Here is a 26,006-nt window from a genome sequence, read left to right as displayed (position 1 = left end):
TTGTGCGTCTTTTCTTTTTGGATACGTTTAAAAAGGAGTTTGTATAAATGCAAAAAATGACGATAAAAGAAGCGGAAAATGTATTGAAAGAAATTATGAATGAAGAAGATGATCGCTTTCAACTGTTAATGAAAGATGAGCGAAAAGGCGTTCAAAAGCTCGTTTTGAAGTGGTATAAACAAAAAGAGTTAGAACAGAAAGAAAAAGAGAATTTTTTTGAAATGTCCAAGTATGAAAATGCTTTGCGTGAAAAAGGGGTCACATATATCGCGGGTATTGATGAAGTAGGGCGTGGCCCGTTGGCTGGGCCTGTTGTGACGGCAGCTGTCGTCCTTCCAGAGGATTTTTATATTCCAGGGTTAAATGACTCAAAAAAGCTGAGTGAAGCGAAACGTGAGCGTTTTTATGATGAAATAAAAGTACAAGCAATTGCAATTGGAGTAGGAATTGTATCACCGCAAGTTATTGATGACATTAATATTTACCAAGCAACGAAACAAGCAATGTTAGATGCAGTTGCAAATTTATCTTGTACACCCCAACATTTATTAATTGATGCGATGAAGCTTCCTACACCAATTCCGCAAACCTCAATTATTAAAGGTGATGCGAAAAGTATTTCTATTTCAGCTGCATCTATTATTGCGAAAGTAACGAGAGATCGTATGATGAAAGAACTGGGAGAAAAGTATCCTGAATACGGATTTGAGCAACATATGGGATATGGCACAAAGCAACATTTAGAGGCAATTGAAGTGCATGGAGTATTAGATGAACACCGAAAGTCATTCGCGCCAATTAAAGATATGATTCAAAAATAAGCTGTAAATATACAGCTTATTTTTTATTTTGGCATATAAACATTACTATTTTCGAAAAAGAATAAAGCGATTTCAGTTTTCTGACACTTTATTGTAGACAGCGTGCCAATCATCTTATACAATGGCAATGTAATGTTTTTTAAACATTAAAAAACTTTTCGAGTAAAACAGGAAAACAGGGGAGGATGGGACCATGAATATCCATGAGTACCAAGGTAAGGCAGTCCTTAGAAGCTATGGGGTTAGCGTTCCGAACGGGAAGGTTGCATTTACAGTAGAAGAAGCTGTAGAAGCAGCGAAAGAACTAGGAACAGATGTATGTGTAGTGAAAGCACAAATTCACGCTGGTGGACGCGGCAAAGCTGGCGGAGTAAAAGTTGCAAAAAATTTAGATGAAGTTCGTACATATGCAGAAAGCATTTTAGGAACTACACTTGTGACACATCAAACAGGTCCTGAAGGTAAGGAAGTAAAACGCTTACTTATCGAAGAAGGTTGCGATATTAAAAAAGAATATTATGTAGGTCTAGTTTTAGATCGTGCAACTTCTCAAGTTGTTTTAATGGCGTCTGAAGAAGGCGGAACAGAAATTGAAGAAGTAGCAGAAAAAACACCTGAAAAAATCTTTAAAGAATATATTGATCCAGCAGTAGGCTTACAAGGTTTCCAAGCACGCCGAATTGCATTTAACATCCATATTCCAAAAGAGCTTGTAGGACAAGCTGTGAAGTTTATGATGGGCTTATACCGTGCGTTTATCGAAAAAGATTGCTCTATCGCTGAGATTAACCCACTTGTTACAACAGGTGAAGGTAAAGTTATGGCATTAGATGCAAAATTAAACTTTGATTCTAATGCGTTATATCGCCATAAAGACATTTTAGAGCTTCGTGATCTTGATGAAGAGGATTCAAAAGAAATTGAAGCTTCAAAATACGATTTAAACTACATTCCTTTAGATGGAAATATCGGTTGTATGGTTAATGGTGCAGGTTTAGCGATGGCTACAATGGATATCATTAAACATTACCACGGTGACCCAGCTAACTTCTTAGATGTTGGTGGCGGTGCAACTGCTGAAAAAGTTACAGAAGCATTCAAAATTATCCTTTCTGACAAAAATGTAAAAGGTATCTTCGTTAACATTTTTGGTGGTATTATGAAGTGTGATGTTATTGCAGAAGGTGTTATTGAAGCAACGAAACAAGTAGGTCTTGAGTTACCTTTAGTTGTACGTCTTGAAGGTACAAACGTAGAATTAGGTAAGAAAATTTTAAATGAGTCTGGCTTAAATATTGTTGCAGCAGAATCTATGGCAGACGGTGCACAAAAAATTGTTTCACTAGTGGGCTAATAGAAAGCGGGGGAGAAAAATGAGCGTATTAGTTAATAAAGATACAAAAGTTATTGTTCAAGGTATTACAGGTTCTCAAGGTTTATTCCATACAAAACAAATGATTGAATACGGTACGAAAATTGTCGGTGGTGTAACACCAGGTAAAGGCGGCACTGATATTGAAGGTGTACCAGTATTTGATACAGTAGAAGATGCAGTGAAAGCAACAGGCGCAAACGCTTCAGTTGTATACGTTCCACCCGCTTTTGCGGCAGATGCAATTATGGAAGCAGTTGATGCAGAAATTGATTTAGTAGTATGTATTACTGAAGGAATTCCTGTATTAGATATGGTAAACGTAAAGAGATATATGGCTGGTAAACATACACGTTTACTTGGACCAAACTGCCCAGGTGTAATCACACCAGATGAATGTAAGATTGGTATTATGCCAGGATATATTCATAAAAAAGGTCATGTTGGTATCGTATCTCGCTCTGGTACATTAACGTATGAAGCTGTACATCAATTAACACAAGAAGGTATTGGCCAATCTACTGCTGTAGGTATCGGTGGAGACCCTGTTAACGGTACAGACTTTATTGATGCGTTAAAAGCATTTAATGAAGATGAAGAAACACATGCTGTAATTATGATTGGTGAAATCGGCGGTACAGCAGAAGAAGAGGCAGCTGAATGGGTAAAAGCTAATATGACAAAACCTGTTGTAGGCTTCATTGGTGGTCAAACAGCGCCTGCTGGCAAACGTATGGGCCATGCTGGTGCAATCATTTCTGGTGGTAAAGGAACTGCTGCTGAAAAGATTAAAACAATGGAAGCTTGTGGCATTAAAGTAGCTGAAACTCCAGCAGTTATGGGAGAAACGCTAATCTCTGTTTTAAAAGAAAAAGGTCTATTTGAGACTTGCAAAAACTATTAATCTGTTGAAAGACACCTTCTTACTTGAGGGTGTCTTTTTACACTTTTTTCTGTTTACATAATAAAAATTATGGGTAAGGAGAATCAAGATGAAAAGAGAGCGGTTATTACATCTTCATTACTTGCTAGCAGATTATTGGAAAGCGATGGAGAGGCTACTATATGTCGATCCAGAATTAAAGAACATATATAATTTTAACGAAAAACAAATGGAGCACTACACTGGAATATCCTCGAAAAAATCTTCAGAACTAGTGAAATTTCTTCAAAGTTCAAATCTTCCGCAATATATATCTTATTTAGAGAAAAATCGTATCTTTTATATAACGATATGGGATGAAAATTATCCACAATTATTACGTGAAATACAAGACCCTCCCTTCGTTTTATATGGAAAAGGAGAGAAAGATTTTCTAAATAAAGTAAATAAATTAGCAGTTGTTGGAACGAGAGAACCATCATTATATGGTCATGAGAGCTTGAAATTTATTTTACACCCTTTATTAGAAAGAGAGTGGCTTATTGTCAGTGGGTTTGCAAAAGGGATAGATACAATGTCTCATGAGATTACAGTAAGGCATCATTGTCCCACTATTGGGATATTAGGGCATGGATTGTCGTTTATGTATCCGAAAGAAAATAGACATTTATATGAAATGTGGAAGGAATATATATTGTTATTGACAGAGTATCCTCCGCACTATGCACCGAAAAAATGGTATTTTCCAAAAAGGAACCGGATTATTAGTGGTATAAGTAAAGGTGTTTTAGTTGTAGAAGCGAAATCGAGAAGTGGGACACTTATTACTGCAGACCTTGCGTTAGAGCAAAATAGAGAGGTGTTTGCGCTTCCTGGACCTATATTTATAGAGGGGGCATCGGGAACAAATCATCTTATTCAACAAGGCGCAAAATTAGTAAGAAATGCAGAAGATATCTTGGAAGAGATTTTAAATTAACCTTATATTTTTAAATTTTTATTAAACAATTATTGACAAATGGTAGATTGGCACTGTATGGTATATTCATTCTTGATTGACAAAAACAAGAGAAATCAATAAGATTAATGAAGACTTGAATCCACCTCTTAAGGAGGCACTAGCATGTCAGATTACCTCGTGATCGTGGAGTCGCCTTCTAAGGCGAAGACCATTGAGAAATATTTAGGGAAAAAATACAAAGTTGTCGCGTCTATGGGACATGTTCGCGATTTGCCAAAAAGTCAAATGGGGATAGAAGTAAAGAACAACTTCACCCCGAAGTATATTACCATTCGTGGTAAAGGTCCCGTCTTAAAAGATTTAAAATCAGCGGCGAAAAAAGCAAAGAAAGTCTATCTCGCGGCCGATCCAGACCGCGAAGGGGAAGCAATTGCTTGGCATTTAGCGAATACGTTAAATGTGGACGTTGAATCAGATTGTCGGGTTGTGTTTAATGAGATTACGAAAGATGCAATCAAAGAATCATTTAAACATCCTCGTGCAATTAATATGGATTTAGTAGATGCACAACAAGCAAGACGTATACTTGATCGTCTTGTTGGTTACAATATTAGTCCTTTATTATGGAAGAAAGTAAAAAAAGGATTAAGTGCAGGGCGTGTACAATCTGTAGCAGTTCGTTTAATCATCGAACGTGAAAAGGAAATTCAAAGCTTTGAACCTGAAGAATTCTGGACAATTAAAACAGAATTTGTAAAAGGAAAAGACACATTTGAAGCAAGCTTTTACGGTGTAGATGGGGAAAAGGTTCAATTAACGAATGAAACGCAAGTGAATGAAATAATTGAACAGATGAAAGACAATGCGTTTTCAGTTGAAAATGTAACGCGCAAAGAGCGAAAACGTAATCCTGCATTACCGTTTACAACATCTTCCTTGCAACAAGAAGCAGCACGTAAGTTAAACATGCGAGCAAAGAAAACGATGATGCTTGCACAGCAATTGTATGAAGGGATAGATCTTGGAAAACAAGGAACTGTAGGTCTTATTACGTATATGAGAACTGATTCAACACGTATCTCAGAAACAGCTCAAACAGAGGCTCGTACTTACATCACTGAAGCGTATGGTACGGAATACATAGGAACAGAAAAGAAGAAAGAAACGAAAAAGTCAAATGCACAAGATGCACATGAGGCAATTCGTCCTACTTCGGTAATGAGAAAGCCAGAGGAACTAAAAAGTTTCTTAAGTCGTGATCAACTTCGATTATATAAATTGATTTGGGAGCGATTTGTTGCAAGTCAAATGGCGTCTGCTATAATGGATACTGTGACAGCGAGACTCATTAATAACAATGTTCAGTTCCGTGCAAGTGGATCGGTTGTAAAGTTCCCAGGATTTATGAAAGTGTATGTAGAGTCGAAAGATGATGGTGCTGAAGAAAAGGATAAGATGTTGCCGCCTTTAGAAGTAGGGGAAACTGTATTTTCGAAGGATTTAGAACCGAAGCAACATTTTACACAACCTCCTCCGCGCTATACAGAGGCTCGTCTAGTAAGAACACTTGAAGAACTTGGAATTGGAAGACCGTCGACTTATGTACCTACACTTGAAACGATTCAAAAACGTGGATATGTAGGCTTGGATAATAAACGCTTCGTTCCGACTGAACTTGGTGAAATAGTAATTGAACTTATTTTAGAATTTTTCCCGGAAATTATTAACATTGAATTTACTGCCAATATGGAGCAAAGCCTTGATGAAGTGGAAGAAGGAAATGCCAATTGGGTGAAAATTGTTGATGATTTCTACGTAGGATTTGAACCGCGCTTAGAAAAAGCGGAAAAAGAAATGCGTGAAGTGGAAATTAAAGATGAGCCAGCTGGGGAAGACTGTGAATTATGCGGACATCCAATGGTCTTTAAAATGGGTAAATACGGGAAGTTTATGGCTTGTTCGAATTTCCCTGATTGTCGTAATACAAAACCGATTGTGAAAGAAATCGGTGTAACTTGTCCGAAATGTGAAGAAGGACAAATTATTGAGCGTCGTAGTAACAAAAAGAAACGCCTTTTCTATGGATGCGGTACGTATCCAGAATGTGACTTTGTATCTTGGGATAAGCCGATTGGTCGTAAATGTCCGAAGTGTGAAGGCATGCTTGTAGAGAAGAAGTTGAAAAAAGGCGTGCAAGTACAATGTATTTCGTGCGATTATGAAGAAGAACAACAAATGTGAGCGTAACTGCTCACATTTTTTTCGGGAAGAAAAGGAAAGGTGATATATATGACAACACAAGTAGTAAACGTCATTGGCGCAGGTCTTGCAGGAAGTGAAGCGGCTTACCAAATTGCAAAACGTGGTGTCCAAGTTAGATTATATGAAATGAGGCCGGTAAGGCAAACGCCAGCTCATCACACAGATAAATTTGCTGAATTAGTATGTAGTAACTCACTTCGTGCAAACACTTTAACAAATGCAGTTGGAGTTATTAAAGAGGAAATGCGTTTAATGGATTCTGTAATTATTCGTGCGGCAGATGAGTGCTCTGTACCAGCTGGAGGTGCGTTAGCTGTAGACCGTCATGAGTTCGCAGCTAAAGTAACAGAATACGTAAAAAACCATCCGAATGTAACGGTAGTGAACGAAGAGCTTACTGAAATTCCAGAAGGACCAACAATTATTGCAACAGGTCCACTTACATCTCCTGATCTTGCTGCACAATTAAAAGAACTAACAGGTGAAGATTATTTCTATTTCTACGATGCGGCAGCACCAATCGTAGAAAAAGACAGTATTGACATGAATAAAGTATATTTAAAATCGCGTTATGACAAAGGGGAAGCTGCATATTTAAATTGCCCAATGACAGAAGAAGAGTTTGACCGTTTTTATGAGGCTTTAATTGCTGCTGAGACAGTGCCTTTAAAAGAGTTTGAAAAAGAAATTTTCTTTGAAGGTTGTATGCCAGTAGAAGTTATGGCAAGTAGAGGGAGACAGACGCTAGTATTTGGACCTATGAAACCTGTTGGATTGGAAGATCCAAAAACAGGGAAAACGCCATATGCTGTTGTTCAGTTACGTCAAGATGATGCAGCAGGAACTTTATACAATATCGTAGGTTTCCAAACGCATTTAAAGTGGGGACCACAAAAAGAAGTGCTACAGTTAATACCGGGACTGGAAAATGCAGAGATTGTACGTTATGGTGTAATGCATCGTAATACGTTTATTAATTCACCTAATTTGCTTCGTCCAACATATCAATATAAACAACGTGATGATTTATTCTTCGCTGGTCAAATGACTGGAGTAGAGGGATATGTTGAATCAGCAGCATCAGGATTATTAGCAGGAATTAATGCTGCACGTCTTGTGCAAGGTGAAGAGCCAGTTGTATTACCGTCAGTAACTGCGATGGGCAGCATGGCAAATTACATTACGGCAACGAACGCTAAAAACTTCCAACCGATGAATGCGAACTTCGGTCTATTTGCACCGTTAGAGAAGAAGATCAAAAAGAAAGCGGAACGAAATGAAGCATACGCAACACGCGCTTTAGAAACAATTCAAAATTTTGTAAATATTTAGTTAAATTTCTTGCAAAGGCTACTAAGTTGTGATACGATTTAGTAGCCTTTATTGAGGTGAGTTGTGTGAATGTGAAGAAATTGTTACAATTATTCGTTGGATATTTACAAATTGAAAGAAATTATTCAAAATATACAATTGCAAGTTATCAAAATGATTTAGAACATTTTGTGCAATTTATGGAGCGAGAAGGCATATCCTCTTTTTTAGACGTTACATACGCGGATGTTCGTTTGTACTTAACGACGTTGCACGATGAAAAGTTAGCCCGTAAATCTGTCGCAAGAAAAGTATCAAGCTTACGAAGTTTATATCGTTTTTTGATGCGTGAAGGTTATCGGAAAGATAATCCGTTTGCACTTGCGTCACTCCCCAAAAAAGAATTGTCAATCCCAAAGTTTTTATATGCTGAAGAGTTAGAGGAATTATTTGAAGTTTCTGACACGGGAACGCCATTAGGTCAAAGGAATCAAGCTTTATTAGAGTTGATGTATGCGACTGGAATCCGTGTGAGTGAATGTGTCAATTTACAACTTACCGATATTGACTTTGCGGTGGGAACAATTTTAGTAATGGGAAAAGGAAAAAAACAAAGGTATATTCCGTTCGGAAGCTATGCGCAAGATTCTTTAATTACTTATATAGAGAATGGGAGAAAACAGTTAGTTAATAAGACTGACGAAGACTCTCGTATGGTGTTTTTAAATGCGAAAGGTACACCGCTAACAAGTCGTGGAGTGCGTTATGTTTTAAATGAACTCATTAAAAAGGCTTCACTGACAATGCGAATAAGTCCCCATATGTTAAGGCATACATTTGCTACACATATGTTAGATGAAGGGGCGGATTTACGTACTGTACAGGAGCTATTAGGTCATGAGAATTTGTCGACCACACAAATTTATACGCATGTCTCTAAAGAAAGATTGCGTTCTGTTTACATGAAGCATCACCCGCGGGCATAAATTGCTTTAAAAGCTATAAAAACAAATAAAGGAGTTTTTTCTATGGGGAATTTCCACGCTACAACGATATTTGCAGTTCATCATAATGGAGAATGTGCAATGGCTGGAGATGGTCAGGTGACAATGGGAAATGCTGTTGTAATGAAACATACAGCTCGTAAAGTTCGCAGACTTTTCCAAGGTAAAGTTTTAGCTGGTTTTGCAGGTTCAGTTGCTGATGCATTTACTCTTTTTGAAATGTTTGAAGGAAAATTAGAAGAGTATAATGGCAACTTGCAGCGTGCAGCTGTTGAAATGGCAAAACAATGGCGTGGCGATAAAATGTTACGTCAACTAGAAGCGATGCTCATTGTCATGGATAAAACAACTATGCTCCTTGTTTCAGGTACAGGAGAAGTGATTGAACCGGATGATGGTATTTTAGCAATTGGATCTGGTGGGAATTATGCACTTTCTGCAGGTCGTGCTTTAAAGCAATATGCAAGTGAACACTTAACAGCGAAACAAATTGCGAAAGCGAGTTTAGAGATTGCTGGCGATATTTGTGTTTATACGAATCACAACATAATTGTTGAAGAATTGTAGAATCGTAAGGGAGGCATTTTATATGCATTTACATTTTACTCCGCGCCAAATTGTGGAAAAATTAGATCAATACATCATCGGTCAAAAAGACGCAAAGAAAGCGGTTGCTGTAGCGTTGAGAAATCGATACCGTCGCAGTAAATTAGCTGAAAATTTACGTGATGAAATAGCACCTAAAAACATTTTGATGATTGGACCGACAGGTGTTGGGAAAACAGAGGTAGCACGACGAATGGCGAAACTCGTTGGAGCACCTTTTATTAAGGTTGAGGCTACAAAATTTACAGAAGTTGGATATGTGGGTAGAGATGTAGAGTCGATGGTACGTGACCTTGTGGAAACATCGGTTCGTATTGTAAAAGAAGAAATGGTAGTGAAAGTTCAAGATAAAGCAGAAGAGCAAGCGAATCAACGTCTTGTTGAAATTTTAGTGCCGAGTCCGGAGAAGCAATCTGGATTTAAAAATCCATTAGAGATGCTTTTTGGGGGCGCTCAAAATTCGAGTCAAACGTCTGATACACAAGAAGATGGTGAAATTGAAAAGAAACGTCAAGATGTGGAGAGAAAGCTTGCTGCAGGGCTTCTTGAAGACGAAATTGTATCGATTGAAGTGACTGAGCAACAGTCGTCAATGTTTGATATGTTACAAGGAACTGGCATGGAGCAAATGGGAATGAATTTCCAAGATGCGTTAGGGAGTTTTATGCCGAAAAAAACAAAAAAACGTAAACTTTCTGTAAAAGAAGCAAGAAAACTCTTGACAAATGAAGAGGCACAGCGCTTAATTGATATGGATGAAGTTACACAAGAGGCTGTTTATCGTGCTGAACAGCTCGGGATTATTTTTATCGATGAAATTGACAAAATTGCTGGTAAGCAGTCGAATAGCGTAGATGTATCACGTGAAGGTGTGCAACGTGACATTTTGCCAATTGTAGAAGGGTCGAATGTTGCGACAAAATACGGATCAGTAAAAACGGATTATATTTTATTCGTTGCAGCTGGAGCGTTCCATATGTCTAAACCGTCGGATTTAATTCCGGAATTGCAAGGGAGATTTCCGATTCGAGTAGAATTAACGAAATTATCGACAGACGATTTTGTTAAAATATTAATCGAGCCTGACAATGCGTTAATTAAACAATATATGGCATTATTAGCGACTGAAGGTATAGAAATTGAATTTTCAGACGAAGCTATTCGTAAGATTGCTGAGATTGCTTATCAAGTTAATCAGGATACAGATAATATTGGAGCAAGAAGACTTCATACGATTATGGAGAAGCTCCTTGAAGATTTATCGTTTGAAGCATCTGAAATTACGTTAGAGAAAATAACGATAACCCCTCAATACGTTGAGGAGAAATTAGCATCAATTGCTAAAAATAAAGATGTGAGCCAGTTTATTTTGTAATAGTGTCATCAGGTGACTCGCCCTAGTTTCCAAGTGATGAAAAAATATGTGAGTAACATGTAGGAGGAACTTTTGAAATGGAATTATTAGCAAAAACAAGAAAATTAAATGCGTTATTACAGAGCGCAGCAGGGAAGCCTGTAAACTTTAGAGAAATGTCTGACACAATGTGTGAAGTAATCGAAGCAAACGTATTCGTAGTTAGCCGTCGTGGTAAATTACTAGGTTATGCAATTCACCAACAAATCGAAAACGAACGCATGAAGCAAATGCTTGCAGAACGTCAATTCCCAGAAGAATATACACAAAGCTTATTCAACATTACAGAAACATCTTCAAACTTGGATGTGAACAGTGCTTACACAGCATTCCCAGTAGAAAACAGAGAATTATTTGGTCAAGGTTTAACTACAATCGTACCAATCGTTGGTGGTGGTGAGCGTCTAGGTACATTAGTATTAGCTCGTCTAGGTCAAGAGTTCTTAGATGACGATTTAATCCTTGCTGAGTACAGCTCAACTGTTGTAGGTATGGAAATCTTACGTGAAAAAGCAGAAGAAATCGAAGAGGAAGCACGTAGTAAAGCTGTTGTTCAAATGGCGATCAGCTCATTATCTTACAGTGAGTTAGAAGCAATTGAGCACATCTTCGAAGAATTAAATGGAACAGAAGGTTTACTTGTTGCAAGTAAAATTGCTGATCGCGTAGGAATTACTCGCTCTGTAATCGTAAATGCACTACGTAAATTAGAAAGTGCTGGTGTTATTGAGTCTCGCTCTTTAGGTATGAAAGGAACATACATTAAAGTGCTAAACGACAAGTTTCTACAGGAACTTGCTAAATTAAAAACAAACTAATTTATAAAGAACTCTCCTCGATTGAGGAGAGTTTTTTTGTGCAATGATTGATGGTGCTTGTGAAAAGTGGCATAAGCGTGTTTTCTGGGAAAACTATTAATTGTATTTTGCTTTTTTGCTTAAAAGAAATGAAGGTTGGTAATACTAGAATTCGAGTATGAACAAAGAAAGTTTTACATTGTTCGCATTTTCGACTTGATTGTAATATTTCAGTATGATATAGTAAGCAGTGGTGTCAGTACAAAGTACACACGTTTACTGATTTAAGTGTTGGTGCTACGTTTGTAGTTTCGCTTAGAGATGAAGTAAACGGAGGATATCAAAAACCATTTAGGAGGAACTATATTATGTCAGTAATTTCTATGAAGCAATTGCTTGAAGCTGGTGTTCATTTCGGACATCAAACTCGTCGTTGGAACCCAAAAATGAAGCGTTACATTTTCACAGAGCGTAACGGTATCTACATCATCGACTTACAAAAAACTGTGAAAAAAGTTGAGGAAGCTTACAGAACGATGCGTGACATCGCTGCTGAAGGTGGAGACATTTTATTCGTAGGTACTAAAAAACAAGCACAAGAAGCTATTAAAGAAGAAGCAACTCGTGCGGGTATGTACTTCGTTAACCAACGTTGGTTAGGTGGAACTTTAACAAACTTCCAAACAATCCAAAAGCGTATCAAGCGTCTTAAAGACATCGAAAGAATGCAAGAAGATGGTACTTTCGAAGTACTACCTAAGAAAGAAGTTGTTCAACTTAAAAAAGAGTTAGAGCGTCTTGAGAAATTCTTAGGCGGTATTAAAGATATGAAAGGTCTTCCAAGTGCATTATTCGTAGTAGACCCTCGTAAAGAGCGTATTGCAGTTGCTGAAGCACGCAAATTACACATTCCAATCATCGGTATCGTTGATACAAACTGTGATCCAGACGAAATCGATCACGTTATCCCAGCAAACGATGATGCAATTCGTGCTGTAAAACTTCTTACATCTAAAATGGCAGACGCGATCCTTGAAGCAAAACAAGGTGAAGAAACTGTTACTGCGTAACAAAGTTGGAAAGGTGATAAGGGGTTCGGCCTTTTATCACCTTTTTTAAGGTATAAACACCTTTATAAAAAGTATAAATACATATTTTAGGAGGATGAAAAGTATGGCAATCACTGCTCAAATGGTAAAAGAATTACGTGAAAAAACTGGCGCAGGTATGATGGACTGCAAAAAAGCTTTAACAGAAACTAACGGCGACATGGAGAAGGCAATTGACTTCTTACGTGAAAAAGGTATTGCGAAAGCTGCTAAAAAAGCAGACCGCATTGCTGCTGAAGGTTTAACTTTCATCGAAACAAACGGTAACGACGCTTTAATCTTAGAATTAAACTCTGAAACTGATTTCGTTGCGAAAAACGAAGGTTTCCAAGCATTAATTAAAGAACTAGCTGCTCACTTATTAGCTAACAAACCTGCTAACGTTGAAGAAGCTATGACTCAAACAATTGAAGGCGGCAAAACAGTAGAAGAGCACATCAACGAAGCAATCGCTAAAATTGGTGAAAAACTTACACTTCGTCGTTTCGAAATCGTATCAAAAACTGATGCAGATGCATTCGGCGCTTACCTACACATGGGTGGACGTATTGGTGTATTAACAGTTCTTGAAGGTTCTACTGATGAAGCAGCTGCTAAAGATGTAGCAATGCACATTGCAGCAGTTAACCCTAAATACATCGACCGCGATGCTGTAACAGCTGAAGAAGTTGAGCATGAGCGTCAAGTATTAACACAACAAGCATTAAACGAAGGCAAGCCTGAAAAAATCGTTGCAAAAATGGTTGAAGGCCGTCTAGGCAAATTCTTCGAAGAGATTTGCTTACTTGACCAAGCATTCGTTAAAAACCCTGATATGAAAGTTCGTCAGTTCGTTGAGTCTAAAGGCGGAACATTAAAAGGATTCGTTCGCTACGCTGTTGGCGAAGGTATCGAAAAACGTGAAGACAACTTTGCTGAAGAAGTAATGAACCAAGTAAAAGGTAGTAACTAATACAGATTAGGGAACACATTGTGTTCCCTTTTTTAAAATAAAGATGTAAGCAATTGGAGGTTCATTATGAGTAAACCGAAATATAATCGTGTCGTTTTAAAGTTAAGTGGAGAAGCTTTAGCTGGAGAGCAAGGATTTGGAATTAATCCAACTGTTATTAAGTCAGTTGCAGAACAAGTAAAAGAAATTGCAGAACTTGATGTAGAGGTTGCTGTTGTTGTTGGTGGCGGTAACATTTGGCGTGGGAAAATTGGAAGTGAAATGGGCATGGATCGTGCAGGAGCAGATTACATGGGCATGTTAGCTACAGTTATGAATTCATTAGCTCTTCAAGATAGCTTGGAGAATATTGGAATCCAAACTCGTGTACAAACTTCAATTGAGATGCGTCAAGTGGCAGAGCCTTACATTCGCCGTAAAGCAGTTCGTCACTTAGAGAAAAAACGTGTTGTTATCTTTGCAGCAGGTACAGGTAATCCATACTTCTCTACAGATACAACAGCAGCATTACGTGCAGCGGAAATCGAAGCAGACGTTATTTTAATGGCGAAAAATAATGTGGATGGCGTATATAGCGCAGATCCATCTATTGACCCAACGGCTACGAAATACGAAACGCTTACTTACTTAGATGTATTAAAAGAAGGTTTAGGTGTAATGGATTCTACAGCTTCTTCTCTATGTATGGATAATGATATTCCATTAATTGTATTCTCGGTTATGGAAAAAGGTAATATTAAACGTGCCGTTTTAGGCGAAAATATTGGAACAGTTGTAAGGGGGAAATAAATATGGGACAACAAGTATTGAAGTCTTCAAATGAAAAAATGGAAAAAGCAGTTGCTGCTTATTCTCGTGAATTAGCAACAGTTCGCGCTGGTCGTGCAAGCTCGTCTGTATTAGATAAGGTACAAGTTGATTACTATGGTGCACCAACACCAGTTGTGCAATTAGCGAACATTACAGTTCCAGAAGCACGTTTACTTGTAATTCAACCTTATGATAAAACTTCTATCGGTGATATCGAAAAAGCAATTTTAAAAGCAGATTTAGGCTTAAACCCTTCTAATGATGGAACTGTAATTCGTATTGCATTCCCTGCATTAACAGAAGAGCGTCGTCGTGATCTTGTTAAAGTTGTGAAAAAATATGCTGAAGAAGCAAAAGTTGCTGTTCGTAACGTACGTCGTGACGGAAATGATGATCTTAAGAAGCTTGAAAAAGCTGGCGAGATTACAGAAGATGATTTAAGAGGATATACTGAAGATATCCAAAAAGAAACAGATAAATATATTGCAAAAGTTGACGAAATCGCAAAAAACAAAGAAAAAGAAATCATGGAAGTGTAATAGCGATTACTTCGCAAATATGACCCTCTTCTTAAGGGGGTCTTTTTACACTTTTAGGCATACGTCTGCTTGTTGGAGGGTATGAATGATGTTTAAAAACTTTCCTTTTTTTAAAGGTAAAAAGGACACATCGTTTGATCATCTCGTTGAAGAAGTGAAAAAAGGATATATCCCAGAACATATTGCCATCATTATGGATGGGAATGGAAGATGGGCAAAGAGGAGAGCAATGCCTCGTATTGCGGGACATCATGAAGGTATGCAAGTTGTAAAGAAAATTACAAAATTTGCAAGTAAACTTAATGTGAAAGTGTTAACTCTCTATGCTTTTTCAACTGAGAACTGGAAAAGACCGAAAAAGGAAGTTGATTATTTAATGAAGCTTCCAGAAGAATTTCTAGGTACATTTTTACCAGAATTGATTGAAGAAAACGTACAAGTCCGAGTAATAGGGCAAAAAGATCGTCTTCCTACGCATACACGCAGAGCGATGGAGAAAGCCATGGAAGATACGAAAGAGAATACGGGATTAATTCTTAATTTCGCGTTAAACTATGGAAGTCGAGATGAAATCGTTTCTGCTGTGCAACATATGATGAAAGATAACGAGGAAGGAAAAATTCGTTCTGAAGAGGTAAGTGAAGAAATGCTTTCTTCCTACTTAATGACGAGTTCTTTACCTGATCCAGAGTTGTTAATCCGAACAAGCGGAGAGCTACGTATTAGTAATTTCATGTTATGGCAAATTGCGTATTCGGAGTTTTGGTTTACAGACGTGTATTGGCCAGACTTCAAAGAAGAACATTTGCTAAATGCAATTACTGACTTTCAACATAGAGGGCGCAGATTCGGAGGCGTGTAGAAAGAGAGGGTTTGGTAGTGAAACAGAGAATTATTACTGGAGTGGTTGCTGCCGCGCTATTCATTCCCATCGTAATATACGGTGGCGTGCCTTTTACGGTTTTAGTGTATGCACTTGCTTCTATAGGTTTATATGAATTAATTCGTATGAATAAGCTTACGCTTATTTCAGTACCGACAGTTTTAGCTGCAGTATTATTGTGGATTCTTTTAATTCCAAGTAGTGCATCAGAACTGTTTACATGGATTGGATTAGGTAAATTGGAAATCACATTTGTGATTGTTTTATTACTTTTATCATATACAGTCCTTTCTAAGAATACATTTACTTTTGATAATGCTTCATTTTTACTGATGGCAACGACATATGTGGCAATGGGATTCTTATATTTAAATGAAACGAGAATATTAGGAATTAAATATGTGTTTTGCGCATTATTTATTATATGGGCTACTGATTCAGGCGCATATTTCGTAGGAAAAGCATTAGGCAAGAGAAAATTGTGGCCAGAAATTAGTCCAAATAAAACGATTGAAGGTTCATTAGGCGGCATCGTTTGCGGAATTATCGTGGCACTTGTTTACAACGCGTTCTTCCCAGTTGAATCGAATGTAGTAATTTTAATTGTGCTGACAATTATCATTTCTATTTTTGGACAAATTGGTGATTTAGTACAATCTGCTTTTAAACGTCATTATGGCGTAAAGGATTCAGGTACAATTTTACCTGGACATGGTGGTATATTAGATCGAACAGATAGTTGGTTATTCGTTTTACCAATTCTCTACTTCTTATTACAATACAATTAATAAATGAACGAGGGGTTGGAGTCATGAAAAACATTAGTTTATTAGGTGCGAGCGGATCAATTGGTACACAAACTTTAGATGTATTACGCTCGCACCCAGACCAATTCCGTCTCGTTGCTTTTTCTGTAGGGAAAAATATTGACTACGCAGTAAAGGTAATTCAAGAATTTTCTCCGCAAATCGTCTCTGTGCAAAGAGAGGAAGATGTTTTAAAATTACAAGCTGTTTCTGGTAATACAAAAATTGTATATGGTAGTGAAGGGCTTTTAGAAGTAGCATTACATCCAGATGCGGAGATTGTAGTAAATGCTGTTGTAGGTAGCGTAGGGTTGTTACCAACACTTCGTGCAATTGAGGCGAAAAAAACAATTGGAATTGCAAATAAAGAAACGTTAGTAACTGCAGGACATCTTGTAATGGAAGCAGCACGAAAACATAATGTTTCGTTACTTCCAGTAGATAGTGAACATTCAGCTATTTTTCAATGCTTGAATGGTGAAAATGAGAAAAGAATTTCTCGTCTTATTATAACGGCTTCTGGTGGAAGTTTCCGTGATAAAACGAGGGATGAATTGCATCATGTGACCGTAGAAGATGCGCTTCGACATCCAAACTGGTCAATGGGTTCGAAAATTACAATTGATTCTGCTACAATGATGAATAAGGGACTAGAAGTAATTGAAGCACATTGGCTTTTTGGTATCCCTTACGAGCAAATCGATGTTGTTTTACATAAAGAAAGTATTATCCATTCTATGGTTGAATTTGAAGATCGTAGTGTAATGGCGCAGCTTGGTTCACCTGATATGCGAGTACCAATTCAATACGCACTTACATATCCTGATAGATTGCCTCTTTCAGACACAAAACAGTTAAACTTATGGGAAATAGGGACGTTGCATTTTGAGAAAATGGACCAAGAAAGATTCCGTTGTCTACGTTTTGCGTATGAAGCTGGAAAAGCAGGTGGAAGTATGCCAGCTGTAATGAACGCAGCGAATGAAGTAGCTGTTGAAGCCTTTTTACAAAAGAGAATTGGTTTCTTAACAGTAGAAGACCTCATTGAAAAAGCAATGAACCATCACAATGTCATTGCACGTCCGAGCTTAGAGGAAATTCTGGAAATTGATGCAGCCACAAGACGGTTTGTGATGGAACAAATTTAGCAAAGGTGGTTATGGAATTGAATACAGCGATTGCCTTTATATTAATTTTCGGTGCACTCGTATTTTTCCATGAGCTAGGACATCTATATTTCGCAAAAAGAGCAGGTATTTTATGCCGCGAGTTTGCGATTGGTTTTGGTCCGAAAATATTCTCATTTGAAAAGAATGAAACGGTGTATACGATTCGATTACTGCCCCTTGGTGGCTATGTAAGAATGGCTGGCGAGGATGCGGACACAGTTGAGTTAAAGCCTGGGAAAAAGGTTGGCCTTGTATTAAATGAAAAAGACGAAGTTGTGAAATTAGTTTTTGATGGATATGAAAAGTATCCAAATGTTCGTGTCATTGAAGTCGAACAAGCTGATTTGGAGCACAATCTAACAATTTCGGGCTATGAGGAGTACGAGGAAGAGCTTCAAACGTTCCGAGTGAATGAAAAAGCTCGTATTATTACTGCGGGGGAAGAAATTCAAATTGCTCCGTATAATAGACAATTTGGTTCAAAAAAATTAGGGCAACGCGCTTTAACAATCTTTGCGGGTCCTGCAATGAACTTCATTTTAGCATTTGTTATTTTTGTGATTCTTGGATTTGTACAAGGGGTTCCTATTGACAAACCAATGGTCGGAAAAGTGATGGATAATAGTGCAGCACAGCAAGCTGGATTGAAAGAGAATGATACAATTCAAGCGATTGATGGAAAAAACACAAGTACATGGAAAGATGTTGTTGACATTGTACGTGAAAATCCGGATAAAGAAATTACGTTACAAGTAAAGCGTGATAATGAACAGTTTAATGTGAAAGTAACGCCAACACTCGATAAAGAAGGAAAAGACGAAGTTGGTAGAATTGGTGTTTATTCCCCTGTAGAGAAAACAGTAATGGGTTCTATTAAATCAGGATTTGAACAAACATACCAATGGACGAAACTAATTTTTGAATCTCTTGTGAAATTAGTAACTGGTCAATTTTCTATTAATGAGTTGTCAGGTCCAGTAGGAATTTATAATCTAACAGATCAAGTTGTAGATTATGGATTTACGCGTGTACTAAGTTTAGCGGCAGTTTTAAGTATTAATCTTGGTTTATTCAATTTATTACCAGTTCCTGCTTTAGACGGTGGCCGTTTATTCTTCTTCTTAATTGAGGCGTTACGAGGAAAACCAATTGACCGTCAAAAAGAAGGAATGGTTCACTTTATTGGTTTTGCATTATTAATGTTATTAATGTTAGTTGTAACATGGAATGACATTCGTAAGTTTTTCTTGTAAAATAGAATGAAACTTATAATGAAATAGAGCCCGTAGAATAAAATCCCTCACCTAATTCGAGGTGAGGGGTTTTACTGCGTGTAAGAGTAAAATGAAGAGGTGCAAATAAATGAAACAAAGTATGGTATTCAGTCCTACATTACGTGAAGTTCCAGCTGATGCTGAAATTAAGAGTCATCAATTATTACTTCGCGCAGGTTTTATGCGTCAAAATGCTTCTGGTATTTATAGTTTTCTACCATTTGGGTTAAAAGTATTACACAAAGTAGAACGTATCGTTCGAGAAGAAATGGAGCGCGCAGGAGCTGTGGAATTATTGATGCCAGCTATGCAAGCTGCAGAATTATGGCAAGAATCAGGTCGTTGGTATTCTTACGGATCTGAATTAATGCGTATGAAAGATCGTAACGCTCGTGAGTTTGCTTTAGGAGCGACGCATGAAGAAGTAATTACTGATCTTGTACGTGATGAAATAAAATCATATAAAAAATTACCGTTAACATTATATCAAATTCAAACGAAATTCCGCGATGAACAAAGACCTCGTTTCGGTTTATTACGTGGAAGAGAGTTTCTAATGAAAGATGCATACTCTTTCCATGCTACACAAGAGAGCTTAGATGAAGTATACGATCGCTTATACAAAGCATATTCTAACATTTTTGCTCGTTGTGGTTTGAACTTCCGTGCAGTTATTGCTGATTCTGGAGCAATGGGCGGAAAAGATACACATGAATTCATGGTATTATCTGATGTTGGTGAAGATACAATTGCATACTCTGATACATCTGATTATGCAGCGAACATTGAAATGGCTCCTGTTGTAGCTACGTATACGAAGAGTGACGAAGCGGAAATGGCACTTGAAAAGGTTGCAACGCCAGATCAAAAAGCGATTGAAGAAGTATCTGCATTCTTAAACATTGAAGCTGACAAGTGTATTAAGTCTATGGTATTTAAAGTAGATGAGAAATTAGTAGTTGTACTTGTTCGTGGTGATCACGAAGTAAACGATGTAAAAGTGAAAAATGTATACGGCGCTTCAGTTGTTGAGCTTGCTTCTCATGAGGAAGTAAAAGAATTATTAAATTGTGAAGTTGGTTCATTAGGACCGATTGGTGTAACAGGTGATATCGAAATTATCGCTGACCATGCTGTAGCATCAATTGTCAACGGATGTTCAGGAGCGAACGAAGAAGGATTCCATTATGTAAATGTAAATCCAGAACGTGACTTTAAAGTAAGTCAGTATACAGATTTACGCTTTATTCAAGAAGGAGACCAATCTCCAGACGGAAACGGAACAATTCTTTTTGCACGTGGAATTGAAGTTGGTCATGTATTCAAATTAGGAACTCGTTATAGTGAAGCAATGAACGCAACATTCCTAGATGAAAATGGGAAAACACAACCACTTATTATGGGTTGTTACGGTATCGGTGTATCTCGTACAGTGGCAGCAATTGCAGAGCAGTTTAATGATGAGAACGGCTTAGTTTGGCCGAAAGCTGTAGCACCGTTCCATGTGCATGTAATTCCAGTAAATATGAAATCTGATGCACAACGTGAAATGGGTGAAAACATCTACAACTCATTACAAGAAAAAGGCTATGAAGTGTTATTAGACGATCGTGCAGAACGTGCAGGTGTTAAATTTGCAGATGCAGATTTATTCGGCCTTCCAGTTCGTGTTACAGTTGGTAAAAAAGCAGACGAAGGTATTGTAGAAGTGAAAGTACGTGCTACAGGTGAGTCTGAAGAAGTAAAAGTAGAAGAACTTCAAACATATATTGCAAATATTTTAAAATAAGAAGAGGTACCTCGTAATGGGGTACCTTCTCTTTCTTTGTAAACGTATTTTGTAAAAGAAGAAGTGAGAAATCTTTCTTTGTAGTACGTTTCAATTTATAATAGCAAATGGAAGGAGAGTGCTTATGTCTTTAACAAATGAACAACAAGAGCGATTTCAAATTTTGCTCCAGCAGTTGCAAATACCAGACGACCTTATAAATCAATATTTACAAGGCGGTGGTATTGAAAGGCTCGTTATTGATAAAGCGAATAAAAGTTGGCATTTTGATTTACAAGTGCCACGTATTTTGCCTACAGAATTATATGAATTGCTAGAAACAAAGCTTAAGCAATCATTTTCTCATATTGCAAGAACAACATTTGCATTAGAAACAGAGAATAAACAATTTACAGAAGAAGAAGTGAGGGCGTATTGGCCGCTTTGTACGGAACGAATTACATTTTCACCTATGTTTGCTTACTTAAAGAAACAGCTTCCGCAGGTGAATGGAGTGAAGTTGCTAATAAATGTGAATAATGAGCTGGAGTCTACTGCTTTAAAGAAAAACGTTGCGAAACCAGTAGGGGATCAATACGAAGCTTTTGGATTTCCACGTTTCCAGTTAGACACACATATACAGCAAAATGCAGAAGAAATGCAAAAGTTTCGTGAGCAAACGCAGCAAGAAGACCGCGAGCGTGTTATACAAGCTATGGAAGAAATGGCGAAGAAGCAAGCTGAAGAAAGTAGCGTTGTGTATGAAGGACCGATTACACTCGGGTATCTTATTAAGCCAGATGAAGAGATTACACCGATGCGAGAAATTCAAGATGAAGAAAGAAGAAAAACGGTTCAAGGATATGTCTTCCATGTAGAGACAAAAGAGCTTCGTAGTGGACGTACGTTATTAACTTTAAAAATAACGGATTATACGGATTCTATTATGATCAAAATGTTCTCGCGTGACAAAGAAGATATTCCAATGCTGCAATCCTTGAAAAAAGGAATGTGGGTGAAAGCCCGTGGTTCAGTTCAAAACGATACATTTGTTCGAGATTTAGTAATGATTGCGAATGATATTAATGAAATAACAGGTCCGTCTCGTAAAGATAAAGCGCCAGAAGGCGAAAAGCGTGTAGAACTTCATCTTCACACTCCCATGAGCCAAATGGATGCTGTTACTCCTGTTTCTAGGCTTGTTGCCCAAGCTGGTAAATGGGGACATGAAGCTATTGCGGTTACAGACCATGCTGTGGCTCAGTCGTTCCCGGAGGCATATTCTGCGGGGAAAAAGGCTGGAGTTAAAGTTATATACGGTGTAGAAGCGAATTTAGTTAATGATGGTGTACCGATAGCGTATAACGAAGCGCATCGTTTACTTGCGGAGGAAACGTATGTTGTTTTCGACGTTGAGACGACAGGTTTATCAGCTGTATACGATACAGTCATTGAGTTGGCTGCCGTAAAAGTAAAGGGTGGCGAAATCATTGATCGTTTTGAATCTTTTGCAAACCCACATCAACCATTATCAGCGACGATTATTGAATTAACAGGTATTACAGATGATATGTTAACTGATGCACCAGAAGTGGACGAAGTGTTTAAAAAGTTTGAGGAATGGATGGGTGACCATACCCTTGTTGCCCATAACGCAAGCTTCGATATGGGATTTATTAACGTAGGTTTTAAAAAGGCTGGGTTAGAAAAAACGAATAACCCTGTTATTGATACGTTAGAACTTGCACGATTCTTATTCCCAGAAATGAAAAATCACCGATTAAATACGATGTGTAAAAAACTTGATATTGAATTAACGCAACATCACCGTGCGATTTATGATACAGAAGCGACGGGATATTTACTTGTGAAAATGTTGAAAGACGTAATTGAAAAGGGATTTGAATATCACGATCAATTAAATGATAGTATGGGGCAAGGGGATGCGTATAAGCGTGGCCGTCCAAGCCATCTGACGTTACTTGCCACATCAGATGTTGGATTGAAAAATTTATATAAACTTGTTTCATATTCTCACCTTAATTACTTTTACCGTGTACCACGAGTACCGAGGTCACTATTAAAAAAATATCGTGAAGGAATTTTAGTAGGAACGGCTTGTGATAAAGGTGAAGTGTTTGAGGCAATGATGCAAAAAGCTCCTGAAGAGGTAGAAGAAATTGCACAGTTTTATGATTACATTGAAGTAATGCCTCCAGAGGTGTTGCGTCATTTAGTAGAGCGTGAACTCGTTCGAGATGAGGGACAATTAAAAACAATTATCTCTAACTTAGTAAAACTAGGCGAGACGTTAGATAAACCAGTTGTTGCTACAGGGAACGTGCATTACTTAGATCCAGAAGATGCAATGTATCGTAAAATTTTAGTCAGTTCGCAGGGCGGAGCCAATCCGTTAAATCGACATTCATTACCGCCAGTACATTTCCGTACAACTGATGAAATGCTAGAGTGTTTTTCATTTTTAGGTGAAGACAAAGCGAAAGAAGTTGTTGTGACGAATACACAAAAGGTTGCGTCATTAATTGGTGATGTTCGTCCAGTAAAAGATGATCTATATACACCGAAAATTGAGGGTGCCGATGATGAAACACGTGATATGAGTTATAAAATGGCACGCAGTATATATGGTGAAGAACTACCAGAAATTGTAGAGGCTCGTTTAGAAAAAGAATTGAAAAGTATTATTGGACATGGATTTGCCGTTATCTATTTAATCTCACATAAGCTTGTGAAAAAATCGTTAGTCGACGGATATCTAGTAGGTTCGCGTGGTTCGGTAGGTTCATCGTTCGTTGCAACGATGATGGAAATTACAGAAGTAAACCCATTACCACCACACTATGTCTGTCCAAAGTGCAAGCAATCTGAATTCTTTAATGATGGTTCCGTAGGCTCTGGTTTCGACTTACCAGATAAAGATTGTCCGACATGTAATGTGGCATATGTGAAAGATGGACATGATATTCCATTCGAAACGTTCCTTGGATTTAAAGGAGATAAGGTACCCGATATCGATTTGAACTTCTCCGGGGAATACCAACCACGTGCCCATAACTATACGAAAGTACTGTTCGGTGAAGACTATGTATACCGTGCTGGAACGATTGGTACAGTTGCGGAAAAAACCGCTTATGGATATGTAAAAGGTTATGCAAATGATCACAATTTAACAATTCGAAATGCAGAGATTGATCGCTTAGTAGCGGGATGTACAGGGGTAAAACGTACAACTGGACAGCATCCAGGTGGTATTATCGTTGTGCCAGATTACATGGATATCTTTGATTTCTCACCAATACAGTTTCCTGCTGATTCAATTGGTGCTGAGTGGAGAACAACGCATTTTGACTTCCACTCGATTCATGATAATTTATTGAAACTTGATATACTAGGACACGATGATCCGACCGTTATTCGTATGTTACAAGATCTAAGTGGTATTGATCCGAAAACAATCCCAACGGATGATCCAGAAGTAATGAAAATTTTCTCTGGTCCAGAAACGTTAGGGGTAACGGAAGAACAAATTAACTGTAAAACAGGTACACTTGGTATCCCGGAATTCGGTACGAAGTTCGTAAGACAGATGTTAGAAGAGACAAAACCAACGACATTTTCAGAATTGGTCCAAATTTCTGGGCTGTCACATGGTACTGACGTATGGCTTGGTAATGCAAATGAGTTAATTTATAACGGTACATGTACGCTGAGTGAAGTTATCGGTTGTCGTGATGACATCATGGTATATTTAATCTATCAAGGTTTAGATCCATCATTAGCCTTCAAAATCATGGAGTCGGTTCGTAAAGGTAAAGGTGTACCAGAAGAATGGGAAGATGACATGAAAGGTAATAATGTGCCAGGTTGGTATATTGATTCATGTAAGAAGATTAAATACATGTTCCCTAAAGCCCATGCGGCTGCTTACGTACTTATGGCTGTGCGTATCGCATACTTTAAAGTACATTTTGCACTTTTATTCTATGCGGCATATTTTACAGTCCGTGCAGATGATTTTGATGTAGAGGCGATGGCGAAAGGTTCAGCATCCATACGTGTAAAAATTGATGAAATTGCTCAAAAAGGATTGGATGCAGCGCCGAAAGAGAAGAGTTTATTAACAGTACTAGAAATGACACTGGAAATGTGTGAGCGTGGATATTCATTCCAAAAGGTCGATTTATACCGCTCGCATGCAACTGAGTTTATTATTGATGGGGATACTTTAATTCCTCCATTTAATGCAGTGCCTGGTCTTGGTACGAACGCAGCCTTAAGTATTGTGGAAGCGCGCAAAAATGGAGACTTCTTATCAAAAGAAGACTTACAGCAGCGAAGTAAGGTTTCGAAAACAATTATTGAGTATTTAGATAGCCAAGGTTGTTTAGGAGATTTGCCAGATCAAAACCAATTATCACTGTTCTAATAGGTAGGAAAAGTCTTTGCAAATCAATATTTGCTATGGTATACTATAAACCGAGATAACCATGTCATGTATATTTTGTGAAAAAGAGAGTGGGGAAACCCACTCTTTCGTGTTACTATCTACATTTTATTCATGTAGATAGTAAAGACATTTCTGTCGTATATACATATTTTGTTACAAGTTTTACTTCTTAAATTTGGTAATACTAAGACAGATATTCCCTGCTTAACGGCAGGGGCTTTTGTTAGCTAACGAGAAAGAATAAGATAGACCGTCTTTGTGAACGGGATCTTTTCTTGTAAATGGTACATGGCGGCAGGAAGGAGGCTGTTTATGGATAAGAAAGTCACAGAAGTTGTAGAAGCATTTGCGCAGCCAATCGTTGAAGAGTTAAATCTTGAACTTGTAGATGTAGAGTATGTGAAAGAAGGACAAGACTGGTTCTTACGCGTATTCATCGATTCTGAAAAGGGAGTCGACATTGAAGAATGCGGTGCGGTAAGTGAACGTTTAAGCGAAGCTTTAGATAAAGAGGATCCAATTCCTCACCTTTACTTTTTGGATGTATCATCTCCTGGAGCAGAACGCCCATTAAAGAAAGAGAAAGACTTCCAGCAAGCGGTAGGAAAACAAGTGGCAATTAAAACATATGAGCCAATTGATGGCGAAAAGATGTTTGAAGGAAAGTTACTTTCCTACGACGGTACTACAATTACACTACTATTAACAATTAAAACACGTAAAAAAGAAATCCAAATTCCAATGGATAAAGTTGCAAATGCGCGACTTGCTGTTACGTTTTAGTAAGAAGGGGGATC

The 26,006-nt window shown here is 37.8% G+C and carries 21 protein-coding genes; all 21 read left to right on the top strand.

The window, feature by feature from the left end; all coding sequences use genetic code 11:
- Window positions 1-47 precede the first annotated feature (47 nt).
- The gene (locus tag BCG9842_RS19080) at window positions 48-821 is read left to right on the top strand and encodes a ribonuclease HII (RefSeq protein WP_001171121.1); all 774 of its coding nucleotides are present in this window, start codon (window positions 48-50) and stop codon (window positions 819-821) included.
- A 193-nt stretch (window positions 822-1,014) separates the two neighbouring features.
- The gene (gene sucC / locus BCG9842_RS19075) at window positions 1,015-2,175 is read left to right on the top strand and encodes an ADP-forming succinate--CoA ligase subunit beta (protein WP_001020784.1); all 1,161 of its coding nucleotides are present in this window, start codon (window positions 1,015-1,017) and stop codon (window positions 2,173-2,175) included.
- A gap of 19 nt (window positions 2,176-2,194) precedes the next feature.
- On the top strand, window positions 2,195-3,097 hold the full coding sequence (gene sucD, locus BCG9842_RS19070) for a succinate--CoA ligase subunit alpha (RefSeq protein ID WP_000115178.1): 903 nt from the start codon (window positions 2,195-2,197) through the stop codon (window positions 3,095-3,097).
- 88 nt (window positions 3,098-3,185) lie between these two features.
- Complete coding sequence (gene dprA, locus BCG9842_RS19065) at window positions 3,186-4,055, top strand: DNA-processing protein DprA (protein WP_000818044.1); 870 nt, start codon at window positions 3,186-3,188, stop codon at window positions 4,053-4,055.
- Between the two features lie 144 nt (window positions 4,056-4,199).
- A complete protein-coding gene (topA, locus tag BCG9842_RS19060; RefSeq protein WP_001286957.1) occupies window positions 4,200-6,278 on the top strand; it encodes a type I DNA topoisomerase in 2,079 nt (692 codons plus the stop codon).
- Window positions 6,279-6,326: 48 nt separating this feature from the next.
- A complete protein-coding gene (gene trmFO / locus BCG9842_RS19055) occupies window positions 6,327-7,631 on the top strand; it encodes an FADH(2)-oxidizing methylenetetrahydrofolate--tRNA-(uracil(54)-C(5))-methyltransferase TrmFO (RefSeq protein WP_000213006.1) in 1,305 nt (434 codons plus the stop codon).
- A 65-nt stretch (window positions 7,632-7,696) separates the two neighbouring features.
- Window positions 7,697-8,596, top strand: a complete 900-nt coding sequence (gene xerC / locus BCG9842_RS19050; protein WP_001101245.1) for a tyrosine recombinase XerC — start codon at window positions 7,697-7,699, stop codon at window positions 8,594-8,596.
- Between the two features lie 42 nt (window positions 8,597-8,638).
- A complete protein-coding gene (gene hslV / locus BCG9842_RS19045) occupies window positions 8,639-9,181 on the top strand; it encodes an ATP-dependent protease proteolytic subunit HslV (RefSeq protein WP_000526274.1) in 543 nt (180 codons plus the stop codon).
- 22 nt (window positions 9,182-9,203) lie between these two features.
- A complete protein-coding gene (gene hslU, locus BCG9842_RS19040; RefSeq protein ID WP_000550083.1) occupies window positions 9,204-10,595 on the top strand; it encodes an ATP-dependent protease ATPase subunit HslU in 1,392 nt (463 codons plus the stop codon).
- Window positions 10,596-10,672: 77 nt separating this feature from the next.
- Window positions 10,673-11,452 carry a GTP-sensing pleiotropic transcriptional regulator CodY gene (gene codY / locus BCG9842_RS19035; protein WP_000421290.1) on the top strand — a complete coding sequence of 260 codons (780 nt, stop codon included), beginning with the start codon at window positions 10,673-10,675 and terminating at the stop codon, window positions 11,450-11,452.
- Between the two features lie 347 nt (window positions 11,453-11,799).
- The gene (gene rpsB / locus BCG9842_RS19030; protein WP_000111485.1) at window positions 11,800-12,501 is read left to right on the top strand and encodes a 30S ribosomal protein S2; all 702 of its coding nucleotides are present in this window, start codon (window positions 11,800-11,802) and stop codon (window positions 12,499-12,501) included.
- 103 nt (window positions 12,502-12,604) lie between these two features.
- Window positions 12,605-13,492, top strand: coding sequence for a translation elongation factor Ts (gene tsf, locus BCG9842_RS19025; RefSeq protein WP_001018576.1), 888 nt, complete (start codon window positions 12,605-12,607; stop codon window positions 13,490-13,492).
- Between the two features lie 66 nt (window positions 13,493-13,558).
- On the top strand, window positions 13,559-14,281 hold the full coding sequence (gene pyrH, locus BCG9842_RS19020) for a UMP kinase (protein WP_000042669.1): 723 nt from the start codon (window positions 13,559-13,561) through the stop codon (window positions 14,279-14,281).
- Window positions 14,282-14,283: 2 nt separating this feature from the next.
- Window positions 14,284-14,841, top strand: coding sequence for a ribosome recycling factor (gene frr / locus BCG9842_RS19015; protein ID WP_000531505.1), 558 nt, complete (start codon window positions 14,284-14,286; stop codon window positions 14,839-14,841).
- An 85-nt stretch (window positions 14,842-14,926) separates the two neighbouring features.
- Window positions 14,927-15,703 (top strand): isoprenyl transferase, encoded by a 777-nt coding sequence (gene uppS / locus BCG9842_RS19010; RefSeq protein WP_000971296.1) that lies wholly within the window; start codon window positions 14,927-14,929, stop codon window positions 15,701-15,703.
- Window positions 15,704-15,720: 17 nt separating this feature from the next.
- Entirely contained in the window at window positions 15,721-16,512 is a 792-nt protein-coding gene (gene cdsA, locus BCG9842_RS19005) for a phosphatidate cytidylyltransferase (RefSeq protein WP_000813589.1), read from the top strand.
- A gap of 23 nt (window positions 16,513-16,535) precedes the next feature.
- Window positions 16,536-17,678, top strand: coding sequence for a 1-deoxy-D-xylulose-5-phosphate reductoisomerase (gene dxr, locus BCG9842_RS19000; RefSeq protein WP_000790358.1), 1,143 nt, complete (start codon window positions 16,536-16,538; stop codon window positions 17,676-17,678).
- 17 nt (window positions 17,679-17,695) lie between these two features.
- Window positions 17,696-18,952 carry an RIP metalloprotease RseP gene (rseP, locus tag BCG9842_RS18995; RefSeq protein WP_001090241.1) on the top strand — a complete coding sequence of 419 codons (1,257 nt, stop codon included), beginning with the start codon at window positions 17,696-17,698 and terminating at the stop codon, window positions 18,950-18,952.
- 109 nt (window positions 18,953-19,061) lie between these two features.
- Window positions 19,062-20,762, top strand: a complete 1,701-nt coding sequence (locus tag BCG9842_RS18990) for a proline--tRNA ligase (protein WP_000814295.1) — start codon at window positions 19,062-19,064, stop codon at window positions 20,760-20,762.
- Window positions 20,763-20,886: 124 nt separating this feature from the next.
- Window positions 20,887-25,188 (top strand): PolC-type DNA polymerase III, encoded by a 4,302-nt coding sequence (locus BCG9842_RS18985; protein WP_000059996.1) that lies wholly within the window; start codon window positions 20,887-20,889, stop codon window positions 25,186-25,188.
- A 333-nt stretch (window positions 25,189-25,521) separates the two neighbouring features.
- Entirely contained in the window at window positions 25,522-25,992 is a 471-nt protein-coding gene (gene rimP / locus BCG9842_RS18980; protein WP_000359095.1) for a ribosome maturation factor RimP, read from the top strand.
- Window positions 25,993-26,006 lie beyond the last annotated feature (14 nt).

Source organism: Bacillus cereus G9842, from assembly GCF_000021305.1.
Taxonomy (GTDB): domain Bacteria; phylum Bacillota; class Bacilli; order Bacillales; family Bacillaceae_G; genus Bacillus_A; species Bacillus_A thuringiensis_S.
This window is presented reverse-complemented; position numbering and strand designations above follow the sequence as displayed.

Coding starts and splice junctions, on each gene's coding strand:
- rpsB (WP_000111485.1), top strand. CDS start 11,800: ATGTCAGTAATTTCTATGAAGCAATTGCTTGAAGCTGGTGTTCATTTC.
- sucC (WP_001020784.1), top strand. CDS start 1,015: ATGAATATCCATGAGTACCAAGGTAAGGCAGTCCTTAGAAGCTATGGG.
- topA (WP_001286957.1), top strand. CDS start 4,200: ATGTCAGATTACCTCGTGATCGTGGAGTCGCCTTCTAAGGCGAAGACC.
- codY (WP_000421290.1), top strand. CDS start 10,673: ATGGAATTATTAGCAAAAACAAGAAAATTAAATGCGTTATTACAGAGC.
- BCG9842_RS18985 (WP_000059996.1), top strand. CDS start 20,887: ATGTCTTTAACAAATGAACAACAAGAGCGATTTCAAATTTTGCTCCAG.
- trmFO (WP_000213006.1), top strand. CDS start 6,327: ATGACAACACAAGTAGTAAACGTCATTGGCGCAGGTCTTGCAGGAAGT.
- BCG9842_RS18990 (WP_000814295.1), top strand. CDS start 19,062: ATGAAACAAAGTATGGTATTCAGTCCTACATTACGTGAAGTTCCAGCT.
- BCG9842_RS19080 (WP_001171121.1), top strand. CDS start 48: ATGCAAAAAATGACGATAAAAGAAGCGGAAAATGTATTGAAAGAAATT.
- dxr (WP_000790358.1), top strand. CDS start 16,536: ATGAAAAACATTAGTTTATTAGGTGCGAGCGGATCAATTGGTACACAA.
- hslV (WP_000526274.1), top strand. CDS start 8,639: ATGGGGAATTTCCACGCTACAACGATATTTGCAGTTCATCATAATGGA.
- pyrH (WP_000042669.1), top strand. CDS start 13,559: ATGAGTAAACCGAAATATAATCGTGTCGTTTTAAAGTTAAGTGGAGAA.
- frr (WP_000531505.1), top strand. CDS start 14,284: ATGGGACAACAAGTATTGAAGTCTTCAAATGAAAAAATGGAAAAAGCA.
- rimP (WP_000359095.1), top strand. CDS start 25,522: ATGGATAAGAAAGTCACAGAAGTTGTAGAAGCATTTGCGCAGCCAATC.
- tsf (WP_001018576.1), top strand. CDS start 12,605: ATGGCAATCACTGCTCAAATGGTAAAAGAATTACGTGAAAAAACTGGC.
- uppS (WP_000971296.1), top strand. CDS start 14,927: ATGATGTTTAAAAACTTTCCTTTTTTTAAAGGTAAAAAGGACACATCG.
- dprA (WP_000818044.1), top strand. CDS start 3,186: ATGAAAAGAGAGCGGTTATTACATCTTCATTACTTGCTAGCAGATTAT.
- sucD (WP_000115178.1), top strand. CDS start 2,195: ATGAGCGTATTAGTTAATAAAGATACAAAAGTTATTGTTCAAGGTATT.
- hslU (WP_000550083.1), top strand. CDS start 9,204: ATGCATTTACATTTTACTCCGCGCCAAATTGTGGAAAAATTAGATCAA.